We start from the raw sequence: 17,814 nt of genomic DNA, 5'->3' as shown, positions 1-17,814 counted from the left end.
CCGTCTCCGGCCTGATCGCACGCGCGCCGCGGAGGGCTCCTCCTCTGATCACACGGCTAGCGGGCCTACCGGCGGAGTCGCGGAGCGCCCGCCCAGTCGGTGATCGAGTACCGCGCCTTCCGCCCGAGCAGCCGGACGGCGCGGTCGCTGCGGGCGCAGGCACCGACCACGTCGTCGGGGCGGCGCGGCGCCTCGGCGACCGCGACCGGAGGGTCGACCACCGCGTTGAAGGCGCCGGCCGGCTCGGTCACGGTGGTGCCCGTGCCGGTGCCCAGGTTGATCACATGGCGCCGCCGCTGCCCGGACAGGACCTCGTCGAAGGCGCGCAGCGCGGCGACGTGCGCGGCGGCCAGGTCCCAGACGTGGATGTAGTCGCGGATGCCCGAGCCGCCACGGATGGGGTAGTCGGCCGGTGAGGTCCCGACGCCAGGAGGATTCCCGGACTCAGCCGATCTCGCCACCGCAGGTCCGCAGGTGCGAGCCTCCGCCGGGTAGGGGTACCGAAGCCACGAACCGCATGCGGGTCGCGGCACTGTCGCTCCCGACCGTCGGCCGCAGGACCTGGCCACGGTGCGCCGGGGCCCGGATGCCGCGCGCGGGCCGCCGCCCAGCCGCCCTCGACGCCGCGGCATCGTCCGCAGTCCCCGCCGGAGAGCGGACGCCTCCGTCCCCGTCACCAGGCCGGACCGAGGCCGGGGAGGACGCGGGCGGCGGGGAGGCGAGTCTCCATCGAGAACCGCGACCGGTTCGGATGCGGCAGCGGGAACATCCGCCGCCAGTCGGTGGTTGTGTCCTTTCGTGGCCGGTGCGCTCGGTGTCCCCGGGCCTCACCTAATTCGCCTTCGCGGACGACCGTTCGGCTGGAGCCGCGTTGTGCCTTTCGCCGAGAGGCGACCCCACGCACCGGACGCGTATATGTCAGCGGCCCCGCCAGGCGGCATCTCCTGGCGGGGCCGTCGGCGTATGGGTGAGATCGAGATCCGGCCGGTGGTGCCCGAGCCCGCCGAGTACGCTGTGCTGAGTCCGGAACGCGAGGACCACCTGCGGACGCGTATCGCGCACCGATTAGGTTTCCGCGCCGCGCCCGTCTGTACGAGTGAGATCGACTCACGGGAGGCCGGCACGATGCGAAAGCTGATCTTCGCGATGAACGTGACCCTGGACGGCTACATCGCCGCGCCCGGTGACGACCTCGGCTGGAGTGGCGGGGAGGGACCGGACTCGTCGCCGAGTGCCGAGCTGTTCCAGTGGTGGTCCGACCGGGTGGACGCGACGGGCCTGGCGCTGTACGGGCGCAAGCTGTGGGAGGCGATGAGCTCCCACTGGCCGACCGCCGACACGCAGCCGGGCGCCACACCGGCGGAGACCGAGTTCGCGCGCCGCTGGCGGGACATGCCGAAGGCGGTGTTCTCGTCGACGATCGGCAAGGTCGGCTGGAACACCCGCCTGGTCACCGGCGACGCGGTCGCCGAGATCGCCCGGCTCAAGACCGTGGACGGCGGCCCGATGGACATCGGCGGCGCGACGCTCGCCGGAGCGGCCATGCGGGCCGGGCTGATCGACGAGTACGCGCTGGTCACCGTGCCGGTCCTGGCGGGCGGCGGCACGCCGTTCTTCACCGCGCTGGACCGCTGGGTGAACCTGAACCTGGTCGAGACGCGGACGTTTCCCGGCGGCGTGGTGCTGACCCGATACGAGACGAGGCGATGAGCACGGGCCGAATGCCCGGCTCGTAAGGCCAGGCCGAGTTCCTTCCCGGCGTGCTCACCGTGACCCCCGGCGATGAGGGAACCCTTTCCCGGGCTCTTCCTCGCGTTCCAAGCGAGCAGTGGAGATGAAGGCGACGGCGTCGTTGACCGTGACGACGTTCTCGGGGCATGGAGATGCCCCGCCGGCAACGTCGGCGGGGCGGTGGTGCTCGCGTTGCCGCGTTGGTGTTCAGCTGGTCGGGGGCGCGGAGGTACAGCGCGGCGGCAGGCATGCGGTTGACCGTCGTGGCGATGCAGCGCCAGTCGTCGTGGCCGCGCTGGAAGAGTCCACCGTTGCGCTTGTCCAGGAAGTCGAGGCAGGCGTTCGTCGCGATCCGGTACAGGCAGGTCCGCAGCGCGGCGTGGCCCTTGAACGGCTCCCGCTTGTTCCACACCCGCAGGAACGTCTCCTGCGTCATGTCCTGGGCGTCCTCGTAGTTGGCGAGCATCCGGTAGCAGTGCACCTGCAGCTCACGCCGGTAGCGCTCCGTGATGAGCGCGAGCTGTGCTGCGTCATTCGAGCGGGCCGCCGCGATGAACGCGGCCTCGTCGTCGCCTGGCAGTCTGGCGTCGGTCATGGTCGTCAATCCTTCCGCGGGTGGCGGGGGCTACAACGCGTCCTGCTGGCCGACTGAGGAGGGTCGGCTCACGGAATTCGTGCCAGAGCCGGTCTTCAGCCGGGACCGACACGGTGCCCTTGATCCCGGCCGCCCGCGCGGTGGAACCGATGCGGTCCAGGCCGCCGACGCATAGGCGGCCCCGCCAGGCTTACGCCTGGTGGTTCGTCCAGGCCCTGAACGGTGCCGGTCGGCAATGCCTTGTCAGGGATCCCGTTGCGGGCGGGGAAGGGTGAGGGTGAAGGTAGAGCCCTCACCCGGAGTACTGGTGGCGGTGATGGCGCCGCCGTGGGCCTCGGCGATGGCTTTGGCGATGGTCAACCCGAGCCCGATGCCCTGGGCGGCGGCCTCGATGCTGGAGCGGGTGCGGTAGAAGCGGTCGAACACGTGCGGCAGGTCGTCGGCGTCGATGCCGACGCCGGTGTCGCTGACGGCGATCGACACGGCGTCAGCGGCGGTCGAGGCCGACACGGTGATCGGGCTGCCCGCCGGGGAGAACTTGGCCGCGTTCGACAGCAGGGCGCCAAGTGCCCGCACCAGCAGGGCCCGGTCGGCGTGGACGGCCGGCAGCGCGGCGTCGAGGCGCACCTGGACGGGGTGGTCGGCGGAGCGTGTCCGGGCGGGCATCGCCTGCACCGCCTCGGTGACGATCTCGCCCACCGCCACCGGGGCGGGGGTGATGCCCAGCTCGCCGCCGGTGGTGACCGCCAGCAGGTCCTCGACCAGCCGCTGCAGTCGCGTGGCGTTGTGGGTCATGGCGCCCAGCATGCGCAGGCGCCGGCCGGCGGGCAGGTCGTCGCCGGAGGCGAGGATCTCCAGGTAGCCGAGGATGCTCACCAGCGGGGTGCGCAGCTCGTGGCCGACGGCGTCGATGAACTCGTTCTTGGCCCGGTCCAGCTCCTCAAGGCGTGTCACGACGGCCTGCTGCTGGGCGTAGGCCTCGCGCAGCGCCTGCTCTGCACGGCGGCGGTCGGTGATGTCGTGGACGAAGGCGTTGAAGATCCACGTATCGGCCTGGCGGGTGGCCCAGAACACCATCTCGGCCGGGAACTCGCTGCCGTCGCGGCGCAACGCGGCCAGCTCCAGCCGCTGCCCCATCAGCCGGGACTGGCCGGTGGCCAGGAATCGGGCCCGGTCGGCCAGGTAGGCCTCCCGGTAGCGGACCGGCATGATCGTCTCATACATGACCGTGCCGATGGCCTGCCCGCGGGAGAGCCCGAACATGCGCTCGGCCGCGGTGTTCCAGCCGATGATGCGCCCGTCGGCGTCGACGGACACGAAGGCCTCCACCGAGGTCTCGATGACCTTCTCCAGCCGGGCGCGGGCGGTCTCGGCCTCCTGCCGGGCGCGGTGGCGGTCGATCACCCGGCCCATCTGGTCGCCCAGGCCGGCCATCACCCGCAGCAGGGTCTCGTCCGGTTCGGTCTCCTGATGGCAGAAGAACTCCAGCACCGCGGCCACCCCGTCGGCGGTCATCACCGGGAAGGCGAACGCCGCTGCGAGCCCTGCGTCCACGCCCTGCCGGGCGCGCACGAACACGGGATCACGGGTGATGTCACGCGACCACACCGGTTTGCCGGTGCTCGCGGCCCGGCCGGCGATGTCCGTGCCCGGTGCGAGCCGGGTGACGGTCGTCGCCCGGTACAGCAGCGGGAACTCCTTGACCGCGCCCGTCCAGGCGCCTGAGGAGACCAGGTGGCCGCTGTTGCCTTCCGGTATCCAGATGTGGCCCAGCACCCAGCCCGTCGCCTTGCGTATCGCGCGCAGGGTCGCCCGTGCCGCCGATTCCAGATCGTCGGTGGCGCTGAGCGCCGCGGTGACGCCGTCCAGCAGCGCCAGCAGCGTCGCTTCCCGTTCCTGTTCCCGGCCCGGCACGTCGCCCCCTTGCCTTCCGGCCGTCACGTATCTGGGGGAGATAACCACCCCTTTGGTAACTCTATGTTGTCTATGGGAAACAAAATGCTGCGGTTACGGATAGCGGCGATGGTTTCCGGCACGACCGTATGGAGGCAGCGGTCTCGGCTCGCTCCACCCTCGGAACCGATCGACGCGATCGCCCTGGCGCAGGCGGATGCTTGCTGTCGGCCGGGGTGACCGCGTCCGGGGACGGTTCGGATTCGCCGTCAGGCCGCCTGCCGCCACGGGACGCTGCGCAGCAGGCCGTCGAGCTGCTGGGCGGTGGCCGGTGGTGAGAACAGATATCCCTGCGCCAGCGGGCAGCCCAGTTGCTGCAGCACGGCCGCCTGCTCGGGGGTTTCGATGCCTTCGGCGATGGTCTCCAGGCCGAGACTGGCCGACAGCTCCACGATCGCCTTGGTGAACGCGCGCATCGTGTCGTGCTCGGCGTGACCGGGTGCGGGGGTGAAGGACTTGTCGATCTTGATGATGTCGACCGGAAGGCTCCGCAGGTACGACAGCGACGAGTACCCGGTGCCGAAGTCGTCCAGGGCGATGCGCACCCCGTGCCTGCGCAGCCGGTCCAGGCATGCAGTGATCCGCCGGACCTCGGCCGGTGTCGTGGCCAGCAGCATGCTCTCGGTGATCTCCAGGATCAGTGCCCGTTCCGGCAGCCCGTGACGGGCCAGGATCTCCAGCACCATGTCGCTGAAGTCCTCTTCGCGCAGCTGACGGCCGGAGACGTTGACCGTGACGGCGATACCGTGGCGGGCGTACCAGCGGGCCGCATCAGCGCACGCCCGCTCCAGGACCCACCGGCCGATGGGAACGATCATTCCGCTCTCCTCGGCGATCGGAATGAACACATCTGGCGGTATCGGCCGCTCTCCGGGCGGACTCCAGCGCAGCAGCGCCTCCGCCTTGCGGATGTCGCCGGTCACCAGGTCGACGACCGGCTGGTAGTTGAGGGTGAGCTCACCGCGCCTGACGGCCTGGCGCAGGGCGGCCGTCAGGCGGGTGCGCTCCATGCGCGCCTCGCGCAGGTCGGAGGTGAACAGCACGAGCTGGTTCTTGCCGGCGTTCTTGGCCGCGTACAGGGCCAGGTCCGCATCGCGCAGCGCCTCCGAGGGGGAGGCCACGGTCATGCCGGCCAGGACGCCGATGCTGGTGGTCAGATACAGCTCACGCCCCTCCAGGCGGTACGGCTCCCGCAGCGCGGCCAGTAGGTCCTGCGCCGTGGCGATCGCGTCGTGGACGGTGGCGCTCGGCAGCACGAGCGCGAACTCGTCTCCGCCGAGACGGGCGAGCGTCTGGCCGTCGGTCGTCAGGGTCTGCAGCCGTGCGGCGGTGTGGGTGAGCAGTTCGTCGCCGACCGGGTGGCCGAAGGTGTCGTTGACGTCCTTGAAGGCGTCCAGGTCCAGCAGGAGCAGCGCGGGCGGCGCCGTCTCGGAGGCGGCGGCGCGAGACAGGGCCTGGTGCAGCGCCTGGCTCAGCAGGGTGCGGTTGGCCAGTCCGGTCAGCGGGTCGTGCAGGGCGCTGTGCGACAGGCTGCGCTGCAGCGCCTCCTGGCGGAGCAGGGCCGTGCTCAGCTCACCGGCACGGTCCTCGGCCACGCGGGCGACGGTGCTCAACCGCATGACCAGCAGCACGGCCAGCAGTACGGTCAGCCCGGTGAACATGATCTCGTCGTGGGGCTGGGCCACCGTGTCGAGGTCCAGGACTCTTTGGCCGACGATGCAGGCTACCGGGCTGACCAGCGCCAGCACCAGGAAGAACGTCACCCGGGACCGGCTGGCGAGGGGAGGAGTCCTCAGCTGCGACGCATCCGCCATGGACGGGTGCAGTGCCGCGCTGCCCACCAGCACCGCCCAGCTCAGCCAGCCGACCGTGGAGACGGGCCCGTAGGAACGGCCCGCCGCCTGGTCGAGCAGATGCAGACCGTCGGCCAGGAACATGACGAGGTAGGAGCCGCTCAGCAGCGTCAACCACGGCGCCCGGCCGTTGTCGAGGGCCAGGCGCAGCACGAGCCCGACGAGGAACAGATCGATGACGGGCATGATCAACGCGAAGACGAGATCGGCGCCCGTGTGCGTGCTGCGGTCGATGGCCGGTTCGATGAAGAAGCTCCACATCGGCATGGCGACGCCGACGGTGATGATGCCGGCGTCCAGCAGCACCGCGCCTCGCGCTCCGGGGGCCTGCAGGCTCAAGCCGATCAGCGCGGTCAGCGAGAGGCCGTAGGCGATCAGCGTTCCCGCGTTGTAGGCGCTCAGCAGAGCGGGGATCTCCAGCCAGATCCAGCCGACGCCCCAGCCCAGCGTGGTCGACAGCCAAGCGAGCAGGACGCTGGCGCGGATCAGCCGCCACGGCCACAGGACCGCCAGGCCGTGCCGGCGGGTCATGCCCAGCACGGCCAGCGCGGACAGGCCCTGCAGCAGGATCCACGGACCGACCTTCAGGACCGGTGACAGGCCGGCCAGCCACGGCACGGCAGCGGCCAGCATGGTCCCGGCCAGCAGGTAGACCAGCCAACTGCGAGGACGACGGATGCAGGCGGAGCCGAGTGCCGCAGACGAAAGCCGGCTCACCTTGTCCTCCTTCGCGTGCAGCGTGCCGATGAGTCGTCGGAACGTCCCATCGGCCCCGTGCGGCCGGATGTGAGCATTCCCGGCCGATCGCTTCGGGATCAGGCTGGGCTCGGCGCCGACAGGCGACGCCGCCTGCCGGGCGCGTGGGCAACCGGCTCATGCGCCGTGGCGGTAGTACCTTGGTCACCTCTTCGTCGGCACCCTGCTCGCGGGCCCTCACACCAGGTCGTCGCGGCGGGCCGGATAGTCGACCCCCGAGATGCACTTCTGCGCTTTGATCACATTCAGTGTGCTGGCCATGGGGATTCTCTCCCCGAGAACGCCTCCACGGTTCGACCACCTTGAGTGACTGGACATCACGCGTCGCGTGACAGGAGCCGTGCCGGGGCATCACGCGCCTGGGACCGTGCTCGGGAGCGCTCAAGCAGCCGCCGGGCCGCCTCGGCCGCGAGACGGCAGCGCCCGGGGGAGCCGCCGGGCGGCGTGCCAGAGCGCCTGCCATGCGGTATTGGTTGGTTCGTAGCGGCGTGCTCCGCCTTTATGTTGCCCCGCTCCAGCCACTTTGACGACACGCCCCGGGAGTGATGTCAGCCGGAGCTGCTCCCCTGCGGGCGGCGAGTACGCGCACGAGGTGCGGGTGTGCCGCCGTGGTCCGTCACGGATTCGCCCCGGCCGTGCCCGGCTGCGCCTGCCCGCCGGTGGCGGACGGGACGGCGGGCAGCGTCAGGAGCACCCGGGTACCGCGACCGGGGTGGCTGTCGATGCGCACGTTCCCGCCGTGCATGTCCATGATCTTCTTGACGATGGGCAGGCCGACACCGGTGCCGCCGATCGCCTGGGCCTCGGCGTGCGCGGCACGGAAGAAGTCGTCGAAGACGTGCGCCAGATCGCCTGGGGCGATGCCGACGCCGGTGTCGGCGACCTCGACGGCCGGAGCCGGAGCGGCGGTGACGGTGAGGGTGATGCGGCCGCCGGCCGGGGTGAACTTGATCGCGTTGTCGAGCAGATGGCGCAGCGCGTGCCGTATCCGCGCGGCCTCGGCCCAGGCCATCACCGGGCCGGAGGCGCGCACGGCCAGGGTATGGCGGCCCTCGCGCAGCCGGGGCGCGGCGGCGTCGGCCAGCTCGTGCGCCAGGGCGGTCAGGTCGCAAGCCTGCGGGCGGAAGACGGCGGTGCCGGCGTTCAGGCTGGCCATCAGCAGCAGCTCGTCCAGCAGGGCCAGCAGCCGGTCGCTGTTGCGTTCGATCATGTCCAGGAAGTGGCGTTCGGCGGCTGCGTCCAGGCCGCCGTCCTGGATGAGCTGCAGGGAGGAGCGGATCGAGGCCAGGGGGGTGCGCAGTTCGTGGTTGACGCTGCGCAGAAACTGGTGCTTGAGCTCTTGGGCGTCGTGCAGGCGGTGGATGACCTGATCGGCCTGGCGCAGCCGGTAGCCGAGTTCCAGCACCGCGGTGGCGCAGGCGGCCAGGGTGGTCAGCGCCCTGTGCTGGTCGGGTGCGAGGCGTCGGGGGCGGTGGTCGAAGACGCACACCACGCCCAGGGCCCGGCCGCGGCTGCTGATCATGGGGGCGCCGGCGTAGAAGCGTACGTACGGCTCGCCGGTCACGGCCGGGTCGTCGCGGAAGGCCGCATCGGCCAGCGCGTCGGGGACCTCGACGAGCGCGCGCACGTCGAGGGTGTGGGGGCAGAAGGCCACCCGCCGGTCCATGTGCGCCGCGCTGGTGCCGGTGTGGCCTTTGAAGTACTGCCGGTCGCGGCCTATCAGGTTGACCAGCGCGATCGGGGTGCGGCAGACGTGTGCGGCCAGCTCGGCGATGGCCTGGTGGACCGGCTCGGCCAGCACGTCGAAGGCGCCGAGCTCGTCGAGTTCGGCCAGGCGCTCGGTCTCGTCGGCCGGTATGACGATGCCGGTCATAACCCTGTCCTTCCTGCTCGCCCTGCTGGGAGCGGGGCCAGGTGCCGCGCGGCACCCGCGGGCGGGTCCGCCCGACACTCGCTCGTGTGCCGGCCTGGCGGCGTGCCGATCCTCACCCTGTCATCAGTGCAGAACATCAGATAAGGGGCATTCCATCCTTTTTGGGTGTTTACTCTGCCCACCTGGCAGGAGGTGCGCCGATGGCCCGGCACTGGTCGCTACTCGGCGAAGGCCCCCAGGTCGCTGCTCGGCAGATGGCGATGTTCTTCGTCTTCCTGGCGGTCTTGAGCGCGGTGGCGCTGCAGTGGGCGCCACCCCAGCGGCATCCTTATCTGGCCGCGGTCCTGCTGACGGGAGCCGTCCTGGCGCCGATCGCCTGGTGCATTCCGTGGCACCGGTTCGACGCGCGGACGCCGCTGGTGCCGGCGGCCGCGCTGGTCTACCTGCCGCCGCGCCTGGCCGGTGGCCCGCTGCCGCCGCGGCTGGTCCACGGGGCGCTGTTCCTGTGCGTCATGGCAGGGGTGGGCGTGATGATCGCCCGGCAGGTCGAGCGTGAGCGCCGTACCCACGAGGCCCTGCGGCGCTCTCATGGGGAGACCCAGCGGGCCGAGCGCTGGCGGACCGCCCGCGAAGCCCTCGGTTACCTGACCTGCCCGGTGGCGATCGAGATGGACGACGGCTCGACCGTGTACGCCGACCCTGAGCGGCTGGAGCAGATCCTGGTCAACCTGGCCACCAACGCCGCCCGCCACGGCAAACCTCCGATCATCATCGGCGCCGAGCCGGTCGGCGGCATGGTCGCGATCTGCGTGCGCGACCACGGCCCCGGCGTGCCCGAGCCGCCTGCAGGCGTGTTGTTCTCCCGGTTCAGGTGAGCACGCGGCTGGGCGGAGGGACGAGCCACAGCCTTCAAGGGACGGCGCGCCCTCTCATCGTCGACCTTCCCCTTCCCCGCCCCGGGCCGTGCGCGGTCGTGGACCGATTCGGCGCGGCGATCGCCGTGTACGGGCTCGGCGAGCCGTCCCTTCCCGGCGTGCTCCGGCGCCTGAGCCCGAACGCCCGCGTCTACAGCGCCTGGTGGAACGTCAACTCCGTGAACCGCCTGTCCCTCGCCATCGACGGCGAGGTCCTCCTGATGATCGACGGGCTCTTCCCGGGACGCCCTGAGGACCACCCGAACCTGATGCGGTGGCCCGAGCTGACGGCGGTCAGCGGCTTCTTCCTCGACTACGAGGACATCGACTTCCTGGGCAGGGACGACGACTGGGACTGGAAGGCGGGTCTCCTGACCGCCGTCGAACCGGCCACGGGAGTGCGGTTGGACCGTGGATGGCTCGATGCGGAGCATCCCTACCTCGTGTTCTCCGGCCCTGTCCCGGACTGACGCGCACCTGCGACCGCCTCCGGAACCTGCCACCTTCGGGACGGGACGTGAAGGTCGCTTCGCAGACTGCGTTTCCGCAGGAGCGATCGTCCCGGCTCATGCCGTGAGGCTATGCGGTCCTCCGTCCTGGTCAGGAGCATCGACCTTCAGCCGAGACGACGCTCTCGGTGCCGGTTGCCGACGTGTTCCTGTAGAGATCAAGAGGCCGCGCCCGCGGTGCGTCCGTCGCGCTCGCCGGGCCCGGGCCGGGCGTGCGGCCCCGGCGGCCGGTCCCGGCCCGGCCCGCCCGCGCTCCGTCCGGCCTCAGCCGCGGCCGGATCTATGGAACCCCGGCCGACGCCGCCGCCGGGCTCCGGCTCGTGGACCGCCCGCGCGCTCCCGCCCGGCACGGTCATGTACGCCCCCGCGTCCTCATCGACGGCCGCCAGGAACGCCATCCCGTCCGGCGGCCTGCCCACGAGCCCCATCTGACGCGGCTCGACCATGCCGCCCGTTCTGGAGCAGGACCCGCTTCGGTGCTGGGGACACGTTCGGGAGCGGAGGGCCGACCTCGCCCGCGGGGCACCCGGCCGGTAGCGGGACGTCCACGGAGGAGAGGCGGTACGGCGGGGCGCCGGAGAGCGCCGCGTCACCACTCCCGGGTGGCGACCAGTTCCTCCACGTTCGCCTCCGCGAACCCGTAGGCCGAGGCCACGAACCAGAAGTCCTCGGCGATCACCTCGCGGGCGACGGTCTCGATCCCGCTGCCGACGGCCTCGAACTCCGCCTCCAGCGCGTTGAACTCCTCCGTCGCGGCCTGCGTGAGCGCGTACAGCGCCGCCAGGTCCCCCGGCTGCTCGGCCTCGATCCGCTCGCACAGCCTCAGCAGGATCGCCCTGCCCCTGTCGACGACGTGGTCGGGGAAGTAGCCGTCGTCGTACATGCCCCTGAGGAAGGCATGATCAGTGATCTGCTGGTTCGTCGGTGCCATCGCGATCTCCTCGTCCTGTGGGCGGCCCGGCGCTCCGATGCTGCACCATGCCACCGACAGCGCCCGCCGGGCGGCTGGCCGAGGAGCTCGACGAGATCTGGCTGGGCGCCGGCACCGTCCCCGATCTGGACGGCCTCGGAGCGCTGCGCGGGCAGCCCGTCCGGCCCGGCAGCCCCGTGCGGTGGGACCAGGTCCCCGGCCTGTGCACCGGCCGCCTCATCGCGATCGGCACCGGTGACCACGTCTCCGCCAGCCTCGTCCTGCACGAGGTCGGCCATGCCCTGGACGCCTTCGACGGCATGTCCCGGGCCGCCGAATGGCAGACGATCATGAAGATACGTTCGTTCCGGTTTCTTCCGGTACGGCACGTGGAGTGGTGCGTTGTCAGAGAAGATGTTCTCCGAGGAGCAGTTGGAGCAGCTGCGGTCGTTCCCGAAGATCAGCAGTGATGAGTTGATCCGGAGTCGATGCCTGCGACGTCACCGTGCGATCAGGTGGATATTCAGCATTACTGCTGGTCGACGGGCCCGCATGTGCCGGGATGACCGGGTGGGCGAGCGCAAGCCGTACCCCAGCGACGTGTCCGACGAGCAGTGGGCGCTGATCGAGCCGGTGCTCACGGCGTGGAAGGCCGCGCACCCGTCGGTCAGCGGCCACGAGGGCACCTGCGCGATGCGCGAGACCGCGGGCGCGATCCCGTATCAGGGCCGGACCGGCGTCCAAGGGGAACCCCTGCCCCACGACCTGCCGCCCAAGAGCGCGACGTACTACTACTTCGCCACATGGCGCGCCGGCGGCACCGCCGCCACGACCGCAAAAGACGCGGCCACAAAGGTCCCGGGACGCAAACGCGACCTGGCCACGGATCTGTTCCACGCTCAAGCGCCTGGTCGGCCGCGGCATCCTCGTCGAGACCGAGCCGGGCTTGTTCACTCAGCCGCGCCCGTAGTCCGGCGACGAGCCTCCGAGCAGCTCGCCTTGCCCGATCCCAGCGGCGAAGGGGACGTCGACCCGCGAACCGCCCTCTCAGCTTTAGGACTTACTCATCTAGGCCGGGCCGAGTTCGAGAACGACCTCGGCCCCGCCCTCGGGCAGCGAGCGGGCCCGCAGGCGGCCGCCGGAGCCCTCGGCGGTGCGGCGCGCGATGTCGAGGCCGAGGCCGGTGGAGGAACCGCCGCTCGCCCCGCGGGCGACCGGCTCCGGGTGGGCGAATCCGGGCCCCTGGTCGGCGATCACCAGCCGGGCCCCGCCCTGCGCCCGCGCGGTCAGCTCGACGCGGAACGGGGTGCCGTCGGGCGTGTGGGCGAACACGTTCTCCAGCAGCAGGTCGACGCAGGCCGCCAGCTCCGGACCGCTCACCCCCACGGTGACCGGCCCGTCCGGGAGGACGAGCCGCACGGTCCGGTCCTGGTCCTCGGCCAGCGCCGACCAGAAGGCGACCCGGTCGCCGACCACGCCGGTGGCGTCGCACCGCGACGCCCCGTCCCGCTCGGATCGGCGCGCCTCGCGGATGACCTGGTCGACCATGCGCTCGACGCTGTCGACGGCCTGCCCCACCCGGGCCGCCTCGTCCTCGTCGCGCATGGTGTCGACCTCCAGCCGGAGCACCGTGACCGGTGTGCGCAGCCGGTGCGAGAGATCGGCGACGGCCTCGCGCTCGCGGGCGAGCAGCTCGCGGATGCGGGCCGCCAGCCGGTTGAGGGCGGTGCCGACCTCGCGGATCTCGGCGGGACCCGCGGGCTCGACCCGTGCGTCCAGGTCACCGCCGGCCAGCCGCCGGGCGGTCTTCGCGACCTGCATGACCGGCCGCGTCAGCGAGCGGGCGAGCCGGTCGGCGACCGCGATGCCGACGGCCAGCAGCGCCAGACCGATCAGGCCGAGCACCAGCCAGGCCCATCCGACGCCCTGCCGCAGCCGCTCGGCGGAGACGAAGGCGCGCACGACCACGGTGCCGCCGGTCCCTCCCTGGACGGCCACCAGCACCTCCCGGCCCGCCGGTGTCTCGACGGTGACGCTGCGGCCGCGCGAGGCCAGCTCGACGCCGGGACCGCGGGGGGCCGGGGTGCCGATGAACGCGTTGCCGGGCAGGAAGACCGTGATCGGCATGCCGCTGGAGCCGCCGGCCTGCCGTACGGTGGCCTCCAGGGTGTCCCGGTCGCCCAGGGCTGCCGCGGTGGCGACGGACTGCGCCCAGGTGGTGGCGGTGGCGGTGGCCCGCTCGGCGGCCAGCGCGCGCACCAGCACGGCGAGCGGCACGAGGAAGGCGATCAGGACCAGCGAGGCGGTCGCCACCGCCAGCAGAGCCAGTCGGCGCCTCATCCGGGGTCCCTCACGCCCCGGGGTCGACGATCTTCACGCCGACCCCGTGGACGGTCTGCAGGTAGCGGGGACGGTGGGCGCTCTCGCCCAGTTTGCGGCGCAGCCACGACAGGTGGACGTCGACGGTCTTGTCCGCGCCGCCGTACGCCATCCGCCACACCTCGGTCAGCAGCTCCCGCTTGGAGACGACCTGGCCGGGGCGGAGCGCGAGGTAGTGCAGCAGATCGAACTCCTTGGGCGTCAGGTCGAGGCGGGCCCCGTCGAGGAACGCCTCCCGGCCCGCCGGGTCGATGCGCAGGCCGCCGACCCGCACCTGCGCCGTCCCGGCGCCGCTGCCGCGGCCGCGGCGCAGCACGGCCCGGATCCGCGCGTCCAGCTGAGCGGCGCTGAAGGGCTTGACGACGTAGTCGTCGGCGCCGGCGTCCAGCGCCCGGACGATCTCCGGCTCGGCGTCGCGCGCGGTCGCCACGATGACGGGGACGGCGCTGACCGCGCGGAGCATGCGCAGGATCTCGCAGCCGTCGAGGTCGGGCAGGCCCAGGTCGAGCACGACCAGATCGGGCCGGTCCTCCAGGGCGCGGGTGAGCCCGGGCATGCCGGCGGCAGCCGAGACCACGGCGTGGCCGTGACCGGCCAGCGCGCGGGTCAGCGCGGACCGCACCCGGGCGTCGTCCTCGACGAGAAGCAGATGAGCCACGGTGATGTGTCGGCCTTTCTCGGACGGGGTGATGACACCGGCAGGGAGGGAAGCTTCCCCCGCAAGCGGGGAGGACACCGGGAAGGAGGGACCGATGCGGCGGCGTGCGCTGCTGGGCGCGGGCGGGTGGCTCGCGGCCGCCGTGCTCACCACGCTCGCCTGCATCTGGGCGGTGTCGCTGATCGGCACCGACATGGCGGGCCAGGCGGTGCGCATCATGCCCCTGGACGAGGTCGAGCGGGTCCTGGCCACCTCCTCCGCGGCTCCGCCGGCCGCCCCTCCCGCCGCGACCGGGCCGCAGGCGGTCACCGGGGCCTTCTCCTACGCGGAGGGGGCGGTGACGGCCGCCTGCGAGGAGGGCCGGGCGCTGCTGCTGTCCTGGACCCCGGCCCCCGGATACGGGGTCGAGGAGGTCGAACGCGGTCCCGCCGCCACCGCCTCGGTGGTCTTCGAGTCCGACGACCGCACGGCCGTGATCAGCCTGACCTGCCCCGCCGGGAAGCCCGTCGCCGCGCTCCGCTCGGCCGCCGAGCCCGACGAGGACTGAGGGCCGCCGGAGCGCCGGGTCGCCCGCGGCGCCGGGCCCCGGGGGCGGCGCGCTCACCCGGCGCGGCCGTCGGGGAGCCCCGGCGCCGGGTCAGGGCAGGCGGGTGCCCAGCAGCAGGGCGGAGACGGCGAACAGCAGTCCGGCCAGCGCCGCCGCCACGACGAACCGGTGGCTGATCTCCTGGTTGACCGTCCGGTAGCCGAGCGAGGTGCCGATCTGCTCGTAGACCGTCCGCAGCTCGCTGCCGGACTCGGCCTCGTAGGCGCGCCCGCCGGTGCCCTGCGACAGGGACTGCAGGGTGTTCTTGTTCACCGGCACGTTCACCTCCCGGCCGTCGATGGAGACGGTGCCCTCCTGGGTGCCGTAGGCGATCGTGGAGACGGGCACGCGGGCGTTGACCGCCGACTCGATCGCCTCGGCCACCGACCGGCCCGAGGTGTTGTCGCCGTCGGACAGCAGGACGATCGCGGCCGGCGGCGGGTCGGTGACGGCCTGCTGGTCGAAGGAGCGGATGGAGTCGAGGGAGCTGAACACCGCCTCGCCGATGGCGGTGCCCGCCCGGGTGTTCAGGTTGGCCAGGGAGGTCACCACGGCCTGGTGGTCGATGGTGGGGGAGACGACCACGGCGGCGGAGCGCGCGAAGGCGACCAGGCCGACGTTGAAGCGCTCCGGCAGGTCGCGCACGAACTTCTGGGCCGCGTCCTTGGCCGCGGTCAGCCGGTTGGGCGGGACGTCGTCGGCGTCCATCGACAGTGAGACGTCCAGCGCGATGATGATGGTCGCCCGGTCCCGGGGCACCCGCACCGCGTCGGCCGGGCGGGCCGCCGCCAGCACCAGCAGGCCCATCATCACCAGGAACAGGGTGGGGGCGACGTGCCGGCGCCAGTCCGGCCCGGAGGGCGTCACCAGGTCGAGCAGCGGCAGGTTGGTGAAGCGCAGCGCGTGGCGGCGGCGGGCGAACTGCGCGGCCACGTAGGCCGCCGCGAGCGCCGCGAGCGCGGCGAACAGCCAGAGCCATGCAGGGGACAGGAAGGTCACCGGGCCGCTCCCGCCGTCGGATGCCGGTGCGTCAGGTGCGCCGTGCGCCGCTGCCGCAGGACGAACTGTGCGATGTCGAGCACCCAGTCGCGGTCGGTGCGCAGCACCAGGTGCGCCACGCCGCAGCGGCGCAGCGCCATCCGGGTGACGGCCCGCTGGGCCGCGGCCGCCCGGGCGTAGGCCGCCCGCACCTTCGGGGTGAGCCGGACCTGGCGGCTGCGCCCGGACTCGGGGTCGGCGAGGCTGACCAGCCCCACCGCGGGGAGCTCCAGCTCGCGCGGGTCGATGATCTCGACGGCCAGCACCTGGTGGCGGGCGGCCAGGCGGCGGATCGGCCGCTCCCAGGGCAGCTCCAGGTCGGGGTCGAGGGTGGGGTCGGGGTCGAGGAAGTCGGAGACGACCACCCGCAGGCCGCGCCGCCGCCGGGCGGAGGCCAGCACCTCGATGGCCTCGGCCAGGTCGGGGGCGTCGGCCGTCCGGCGGCCGCGGGGCGCGCTCGCCAGCGCGTGCAGCAGGCCGTACAGGGCGGGGCGGCCGCCGCGGGCGGGGATGCGGTGGACGTACTCGTCGTGCAGGACGTAGGCGCCGAACCGGTCGCCGATCCGCCCGGACAGGAAGCCGATCGCGGCCACCGCGGCCAGGACCAGGTCGCGCTTCTCCATGCCGGCGGTGCCGAAGTCCATGCTGGGCGACAGGTCGGCCAGCGCCCAGGTCTCCAGCTCCCGGTCGGCGATGAGGTCCCTGACGTGCGGCACGGAGGTGCGGGCGGTCACCGCCCAGTCCATGCGGCGCACGTCGTCCTCGCCGGGGACGTAGACCCGGCTGTCGCCGGCCTCGCTGCCCGGCCCCGGCAGCAGGCCCTGGTGCATGCCGTGCAGCAGCCCGTCCAGCCGCCGCACGACGGTCAGCTCGAGCCGGCGGAGCGCCTGCTCGGCCGCGCTCAGGGCGACGCCGCCCGCGGCGGCCCGGGAGGCGGTGGCCGGGGCCGCGCCCCGCCGCCCGCCGGTCCGCGGCTCCGCCGGTCCGCCGGTGCTCACCGCGGGCCCTGGTTCCAGACCACCAGCGGCGGCGGCACGGCGGCGAGGATCTGCCGGACCACGTCGTCGGGGTCGATCCCGTCGGCGAGAGCGTCGAAGGTGAGCATCAGGCGGTGGGACATCACGTCCACGGCCACGTCCCGGACGTCGTCGGGGAGCAGGTAGTCGCGACCGCGCAGCAGGGCCAGGGCCCGCCCGGCGGCGACCAGGCCGAGCGTGGCGCGCGGGCTGACGCCGATCTCGATGTTCTCCTCCAGCTCGGCCAGGCCGTACTCGGCGGGGGAGCGGGTGGCCATGACCAGCCGGACGACGTAGTCGGCGACGAGGTGGTGCACCGAGACCTGCTCGGCGAGCCTCTGCAGGGCCAGCAGCCGCGGCGGGTCGAGGACGGTGCGGGGCTCGGGCGGGGTGACGCTCATCCGGTGCAGGATCTCCAGCTCCTCGTGGGCGCTGGGGTGGCCGACCCGGACCCGGAAGAGGAACCGGTCGCGCTGGACCTCCGGGAGCGGGTAGACGCCCTCGGACTCGATCGGGTTCTGGGTGGCGAGCACGACGAACGGCTTCGGCAGCGGGTGGGTGCGCCCGGCCAGGGAGACCTGCCGCTCGGCCATGACCTCCAGCAGGGCCGACTGCACCTTGGCCGGGGCGCGGTTGACCTCGTCGGCGAGCAGGAAGTTGACGAACACGGGGCCGAGTTCGACGTCGAAGGACTCGCGTGAGGGGTGGTAGACCCGGGTGCCCACGATGTCGCTGGGCACCAGGTCGGGGGTGAACTGGATGCGGGCGAAGCTGCCGCCCACCACGGTGGCCAGGGTGGAGGCCGCCAGGGTCTTGGCGACGCCGGGCACGCCCTCCAGCAGGCAGTGGCCGCGCGCGAGCAGGGCCACGAGCAGCCGCTCCACCATGTGGTCCTGGCCCACGATGACACGCCGGACCTCGCTCAGTGCCTCGCGCAGCAGTCCGGCGTCGGTCTCGCTGGGCAGTTCTTCGGCGACGGTCATGGCGTCATTCCACCAAACGGACGGTGCTCTCGCGTGGCTGACATGGTCAACATCCCCGAT

General features: G+C 72.6%; 17 protein-coding genes and 1 pseudogene. 6 read left to right on the top strand and 12 right to left on the bottom strand.

Annotation, left to right across the window (positions count from 1 at the left end; genetic code table 11):
- Positions 1-65 precede the first annotated feature (65 nt).
- On the bottom strand, positions 66-461 hold the full coding sequence (locus ABD823_RS12855; RefSeq protein WP_344859117.1) for a hypothetical protein: 396 nt from the start codon (positions 459-461) through the stop codon (positions 66-68).
- 664 nt (positions 462-1,125) lie between these two features.
- Between ABD823_RS12855 and ABD823_RS12850 the strand changes: the two genes are divergently transcribed.
- Positions 1,126-1,710 carry a dihydrofolate reductase family protein gene (locus tag ABD823_RS12850; protein WP_344859115.1) on the top strand — a complete coding sequence of 195 codons (585 nt, stop codon included), beginning with the start codon at positions 1,126-1,128 and terminating at the stop codon, positions 1,708-1,710.
- On the opposite strand, the gene ABD823_RS12845 is transcribed toward ABD823_RS12850, so the two are convergent.
- The 4 genes from ABD823_RS12845 to ABD823_RS12830 form a co-directional block, all read right to left on the bottom strand.
- Positions 1,616-2,326, bottom strand: a complete 711-nt coding sequence (locus ABD823_RS12845; RefSeq protein ID WP_344859114.1) for a sigma factor — start codon at positions 2,324-2,326, stop codon at positions 1,616-1,618. The two genes, ABD823_RS12850 and ABD823_RS12845, sit on opposite strands and share 95 nt — an antisense overlap.
- Before the next feature lie 243 nt (positions 2,327-2,569).
- Positions 2,570-4,240 carry a sensor histidine kinase gene (locus ABD823_RS12840; RefSeq protein ID WP_344859112.1) on the bottom strand — a complete coding sequence of 557 codons (1,671 nt, stop codon included), beginning with the start codon at positions 4,238-4,240 and terminating at the stop codon, positions 2,570-2,572.
- A 248-nt stretch (positions 4,241-4,488) separates the two neighbouring features.
- Positions 4,489-6,849: a putative bifunctional diguanylate cyclase/phosphodiesterase gene (locus tag ABD823_RS12835; RefSeq protein ID WP_344859111.1), complete on the bottom strand. Its 2,361-nt coding sequence runs from the start codon at positions 6,847-6,849 to the stop codon at positions 4,489-4,491.
- Between the two features lie 655 nt (positions 6,850-7,504).
- The gene (locus ABD823_RS12830; protein ID WP_344859109.1) at positions 7,505-8,761 is read right to left on the bottom strand and encodes an ATP-binding protein; all 1,257 of its coding nucleotides are present in this window, start codon (positions 8,759-8,761) and stop codon (positions 7,505-7,507) included.
- A 200-nt stretch (positions 8,762-8,961) separates the two neighbouring features.
- Between ABD823_RS12830 and ABD823_RS12825 the strand changes: the two genes are divergently transcribed.
- Positions 8,962-9,636 carry a sensor histidine kinase gene (locus ABD823_RS12825; RefSeq protein ID WP_344859107.1) on the top strand — a complete coding sequence of 225 codons (675 nt, stop codon included), beginning with the start codon at positions 8,962-8,964 and terminating at the stop codon, positions 9,634-9,636.
- Between the two features lie 98 nt (positions 9,637-9,734).
- Positions 9,735-10,145, top strand: a complete 411-nt coding sequence (locus ABD823_RS12820) for a hypothetical protein (protein WP_344859106.1) — start codon at positions 9,735-9,737, stop codon at positions 10,143-10,145.
- A 197-nt stretch (positions 10,146-10,342) separates the two neighbouring features.
- Here the strand turns inward: ABD823_RS12820 and ABD823_RS12815 are convergent, their stop codons facing one another.
- Together ABD823_RS12815 and ABD823_RS12810 are read right to left on the bottom strand one after the other, a co-directional pair.
- Positions 10,343-10,630 carry a hypothetical protein gene (locus tag ABD823_RS12815; RefSeq protein ID WP_344859104.1) on the bottom strand — a complete coding sequence of 96 codons (288 nt, stop codon included), beginning with the start codon at positions 10,628-10,630 and terminating at the stop codon, positions 10,343-10,345.
- Between the two features lie 143 nt (positions 10,631-10,773).
- A complete protein-coding gene (locus ABD823_RS12810; protein WP_344859103.1) occupies positions 10,774-11,115 on the bottom strand; it encodes a DUF5713 family protein in 342 nt (113 codons plus the stop codon).
- A gap of 47 nt (positions 11,116-11,162) precedes the next feature.
- Here ABD823_RS12810 and ABD823_RS12805 point away from each other — a divergent pair, with 47 nt between their 5' ends.
- Together ABD823_RS12805 and ABD823_RS34625 are read left to right on the top strand one after the other, a co-directional pair.
- Positions 11,163-11,564, top strand: coding sequence for a hypothetical protein (locus ABD823_RS12805; RefSeq protein WP_344859101.1), 402 nt, complete (start codon positions 11,163-11,165; stop codon positions 11,562-11,564).
- Positions 11,509-11,907 (top strand): annotated as a pseudogene (locus ABD823_RS34625) (transposase); the annotation flags it as partial. The gene ABD823_RS12805 and the pseudogene ABD823_RS34625, both read left to right, overlap by 56 nt.
- A 255-nt stretch (positions 11,908-12,162) precedes the next feature.
- On the opposite strand, the gene ABD823_RS12800 reads toward ABD823_RS34625, so the two are convergent.
- Both ABD823_RS12800 and ABD823_RS12795 read right to left on the bottom strand, forming a co-directional pair.
- Positions 12,163-13,434, bottom strand: coding sequence for a sensor histidine kinase (locus tag ABD823_RS12800; RefSeq protein ID WP_344859099.1), 1,272 nt, complete (start codon positions 13,432-13,434; stop codon positions 12,163-12,165).
- A gap of 10 nt (positions 13,435-13,444) precedes the next feature.
- Positions 13,445-14,131, bottom strand: coding sequence for a response regulator transcription factor (locus ABD823_RS12795; RefSeq protein WP_344859097.1), 687 nt, complete (start codon positions 14,129-14,131; stop codon positions 13,445-13,447).
- A gap of 94 nt (positions 14,132-14,225) precedes the next feature.
- Between ABD823_RS12795 and ABD823_RS12790 the strand changes: the two genes are divergently transcribed.
- On the top strand, positions 14,226-14,678 hold the full coding sequence (locus ABD823_RS12790; protein ID WP_344859095.1) for a hypothetical protein: 453 nt from the start codon (positions 14,226-14,228) through the stop codon (positions 14,676-14,678).
- A gap of 90 nt (positions 14,679-14,768) precedes the next feature.
- On the opposite strand, the gene ABD823_RS12785 is transcribed toward ABD823_RS12790, so the two are convergent.
- From ABD823_RS12785 to ABD823_RS12775, 3 genes are all read right to left on the bottom strand, one after another.
- On the bottom strand, positions 14,769-15,716 hold the full coding sequence (locus ABD823_RS12785) for a VWA domain-containing protein (RefSeq protein ID WP_344859094.1): 948 nt from the start codon (positions 15,714-15,716) through the stop codon (positions 14,769-14,771).
- Positions 15,713-16,660: a DUF58 domain-containing protein gene (locus ABD823_RS12780; protein WP_344859159.1), complete on the bottom strand. Its 948-nt coding sequence runs from the start codon at positions 16,658-16,660 to the stop codon at positions 15,713-15,715. The genes ABD823_RS12785 and ABD823_RS12780 overlap by 4 nt, the downstream gene beginning before the upstream one ends.
- Positions 16,661-16,749: 89 nt before the next feature.
- A complete protein-coding gene (locus ABD823_RS12775) occupies positions 16,750-17,754 on the bottom strand; it encodes an AAA family ATPase (RefSeq protein WP_344859092.1) in 1,005 nt (334 codons plus the stop codon).
- Between the last annotated feature and the right edge of the window lie 60 nt (positions 17,755-17,814).

The sequence above is a fragment of the Planomonospora alba genome (genome assembly GCF_039534085.1).
GTDB classification, from domain to species: Bacteria; Actinomycetota; Actinomycetes; order Streptosporangiales; family Streptosporangiaceae; genus Planomonospora_B; species Planomonospora_B alba.
This window is presented reverse-complemented; position numbering and strand designations above follow the sequence as displayed.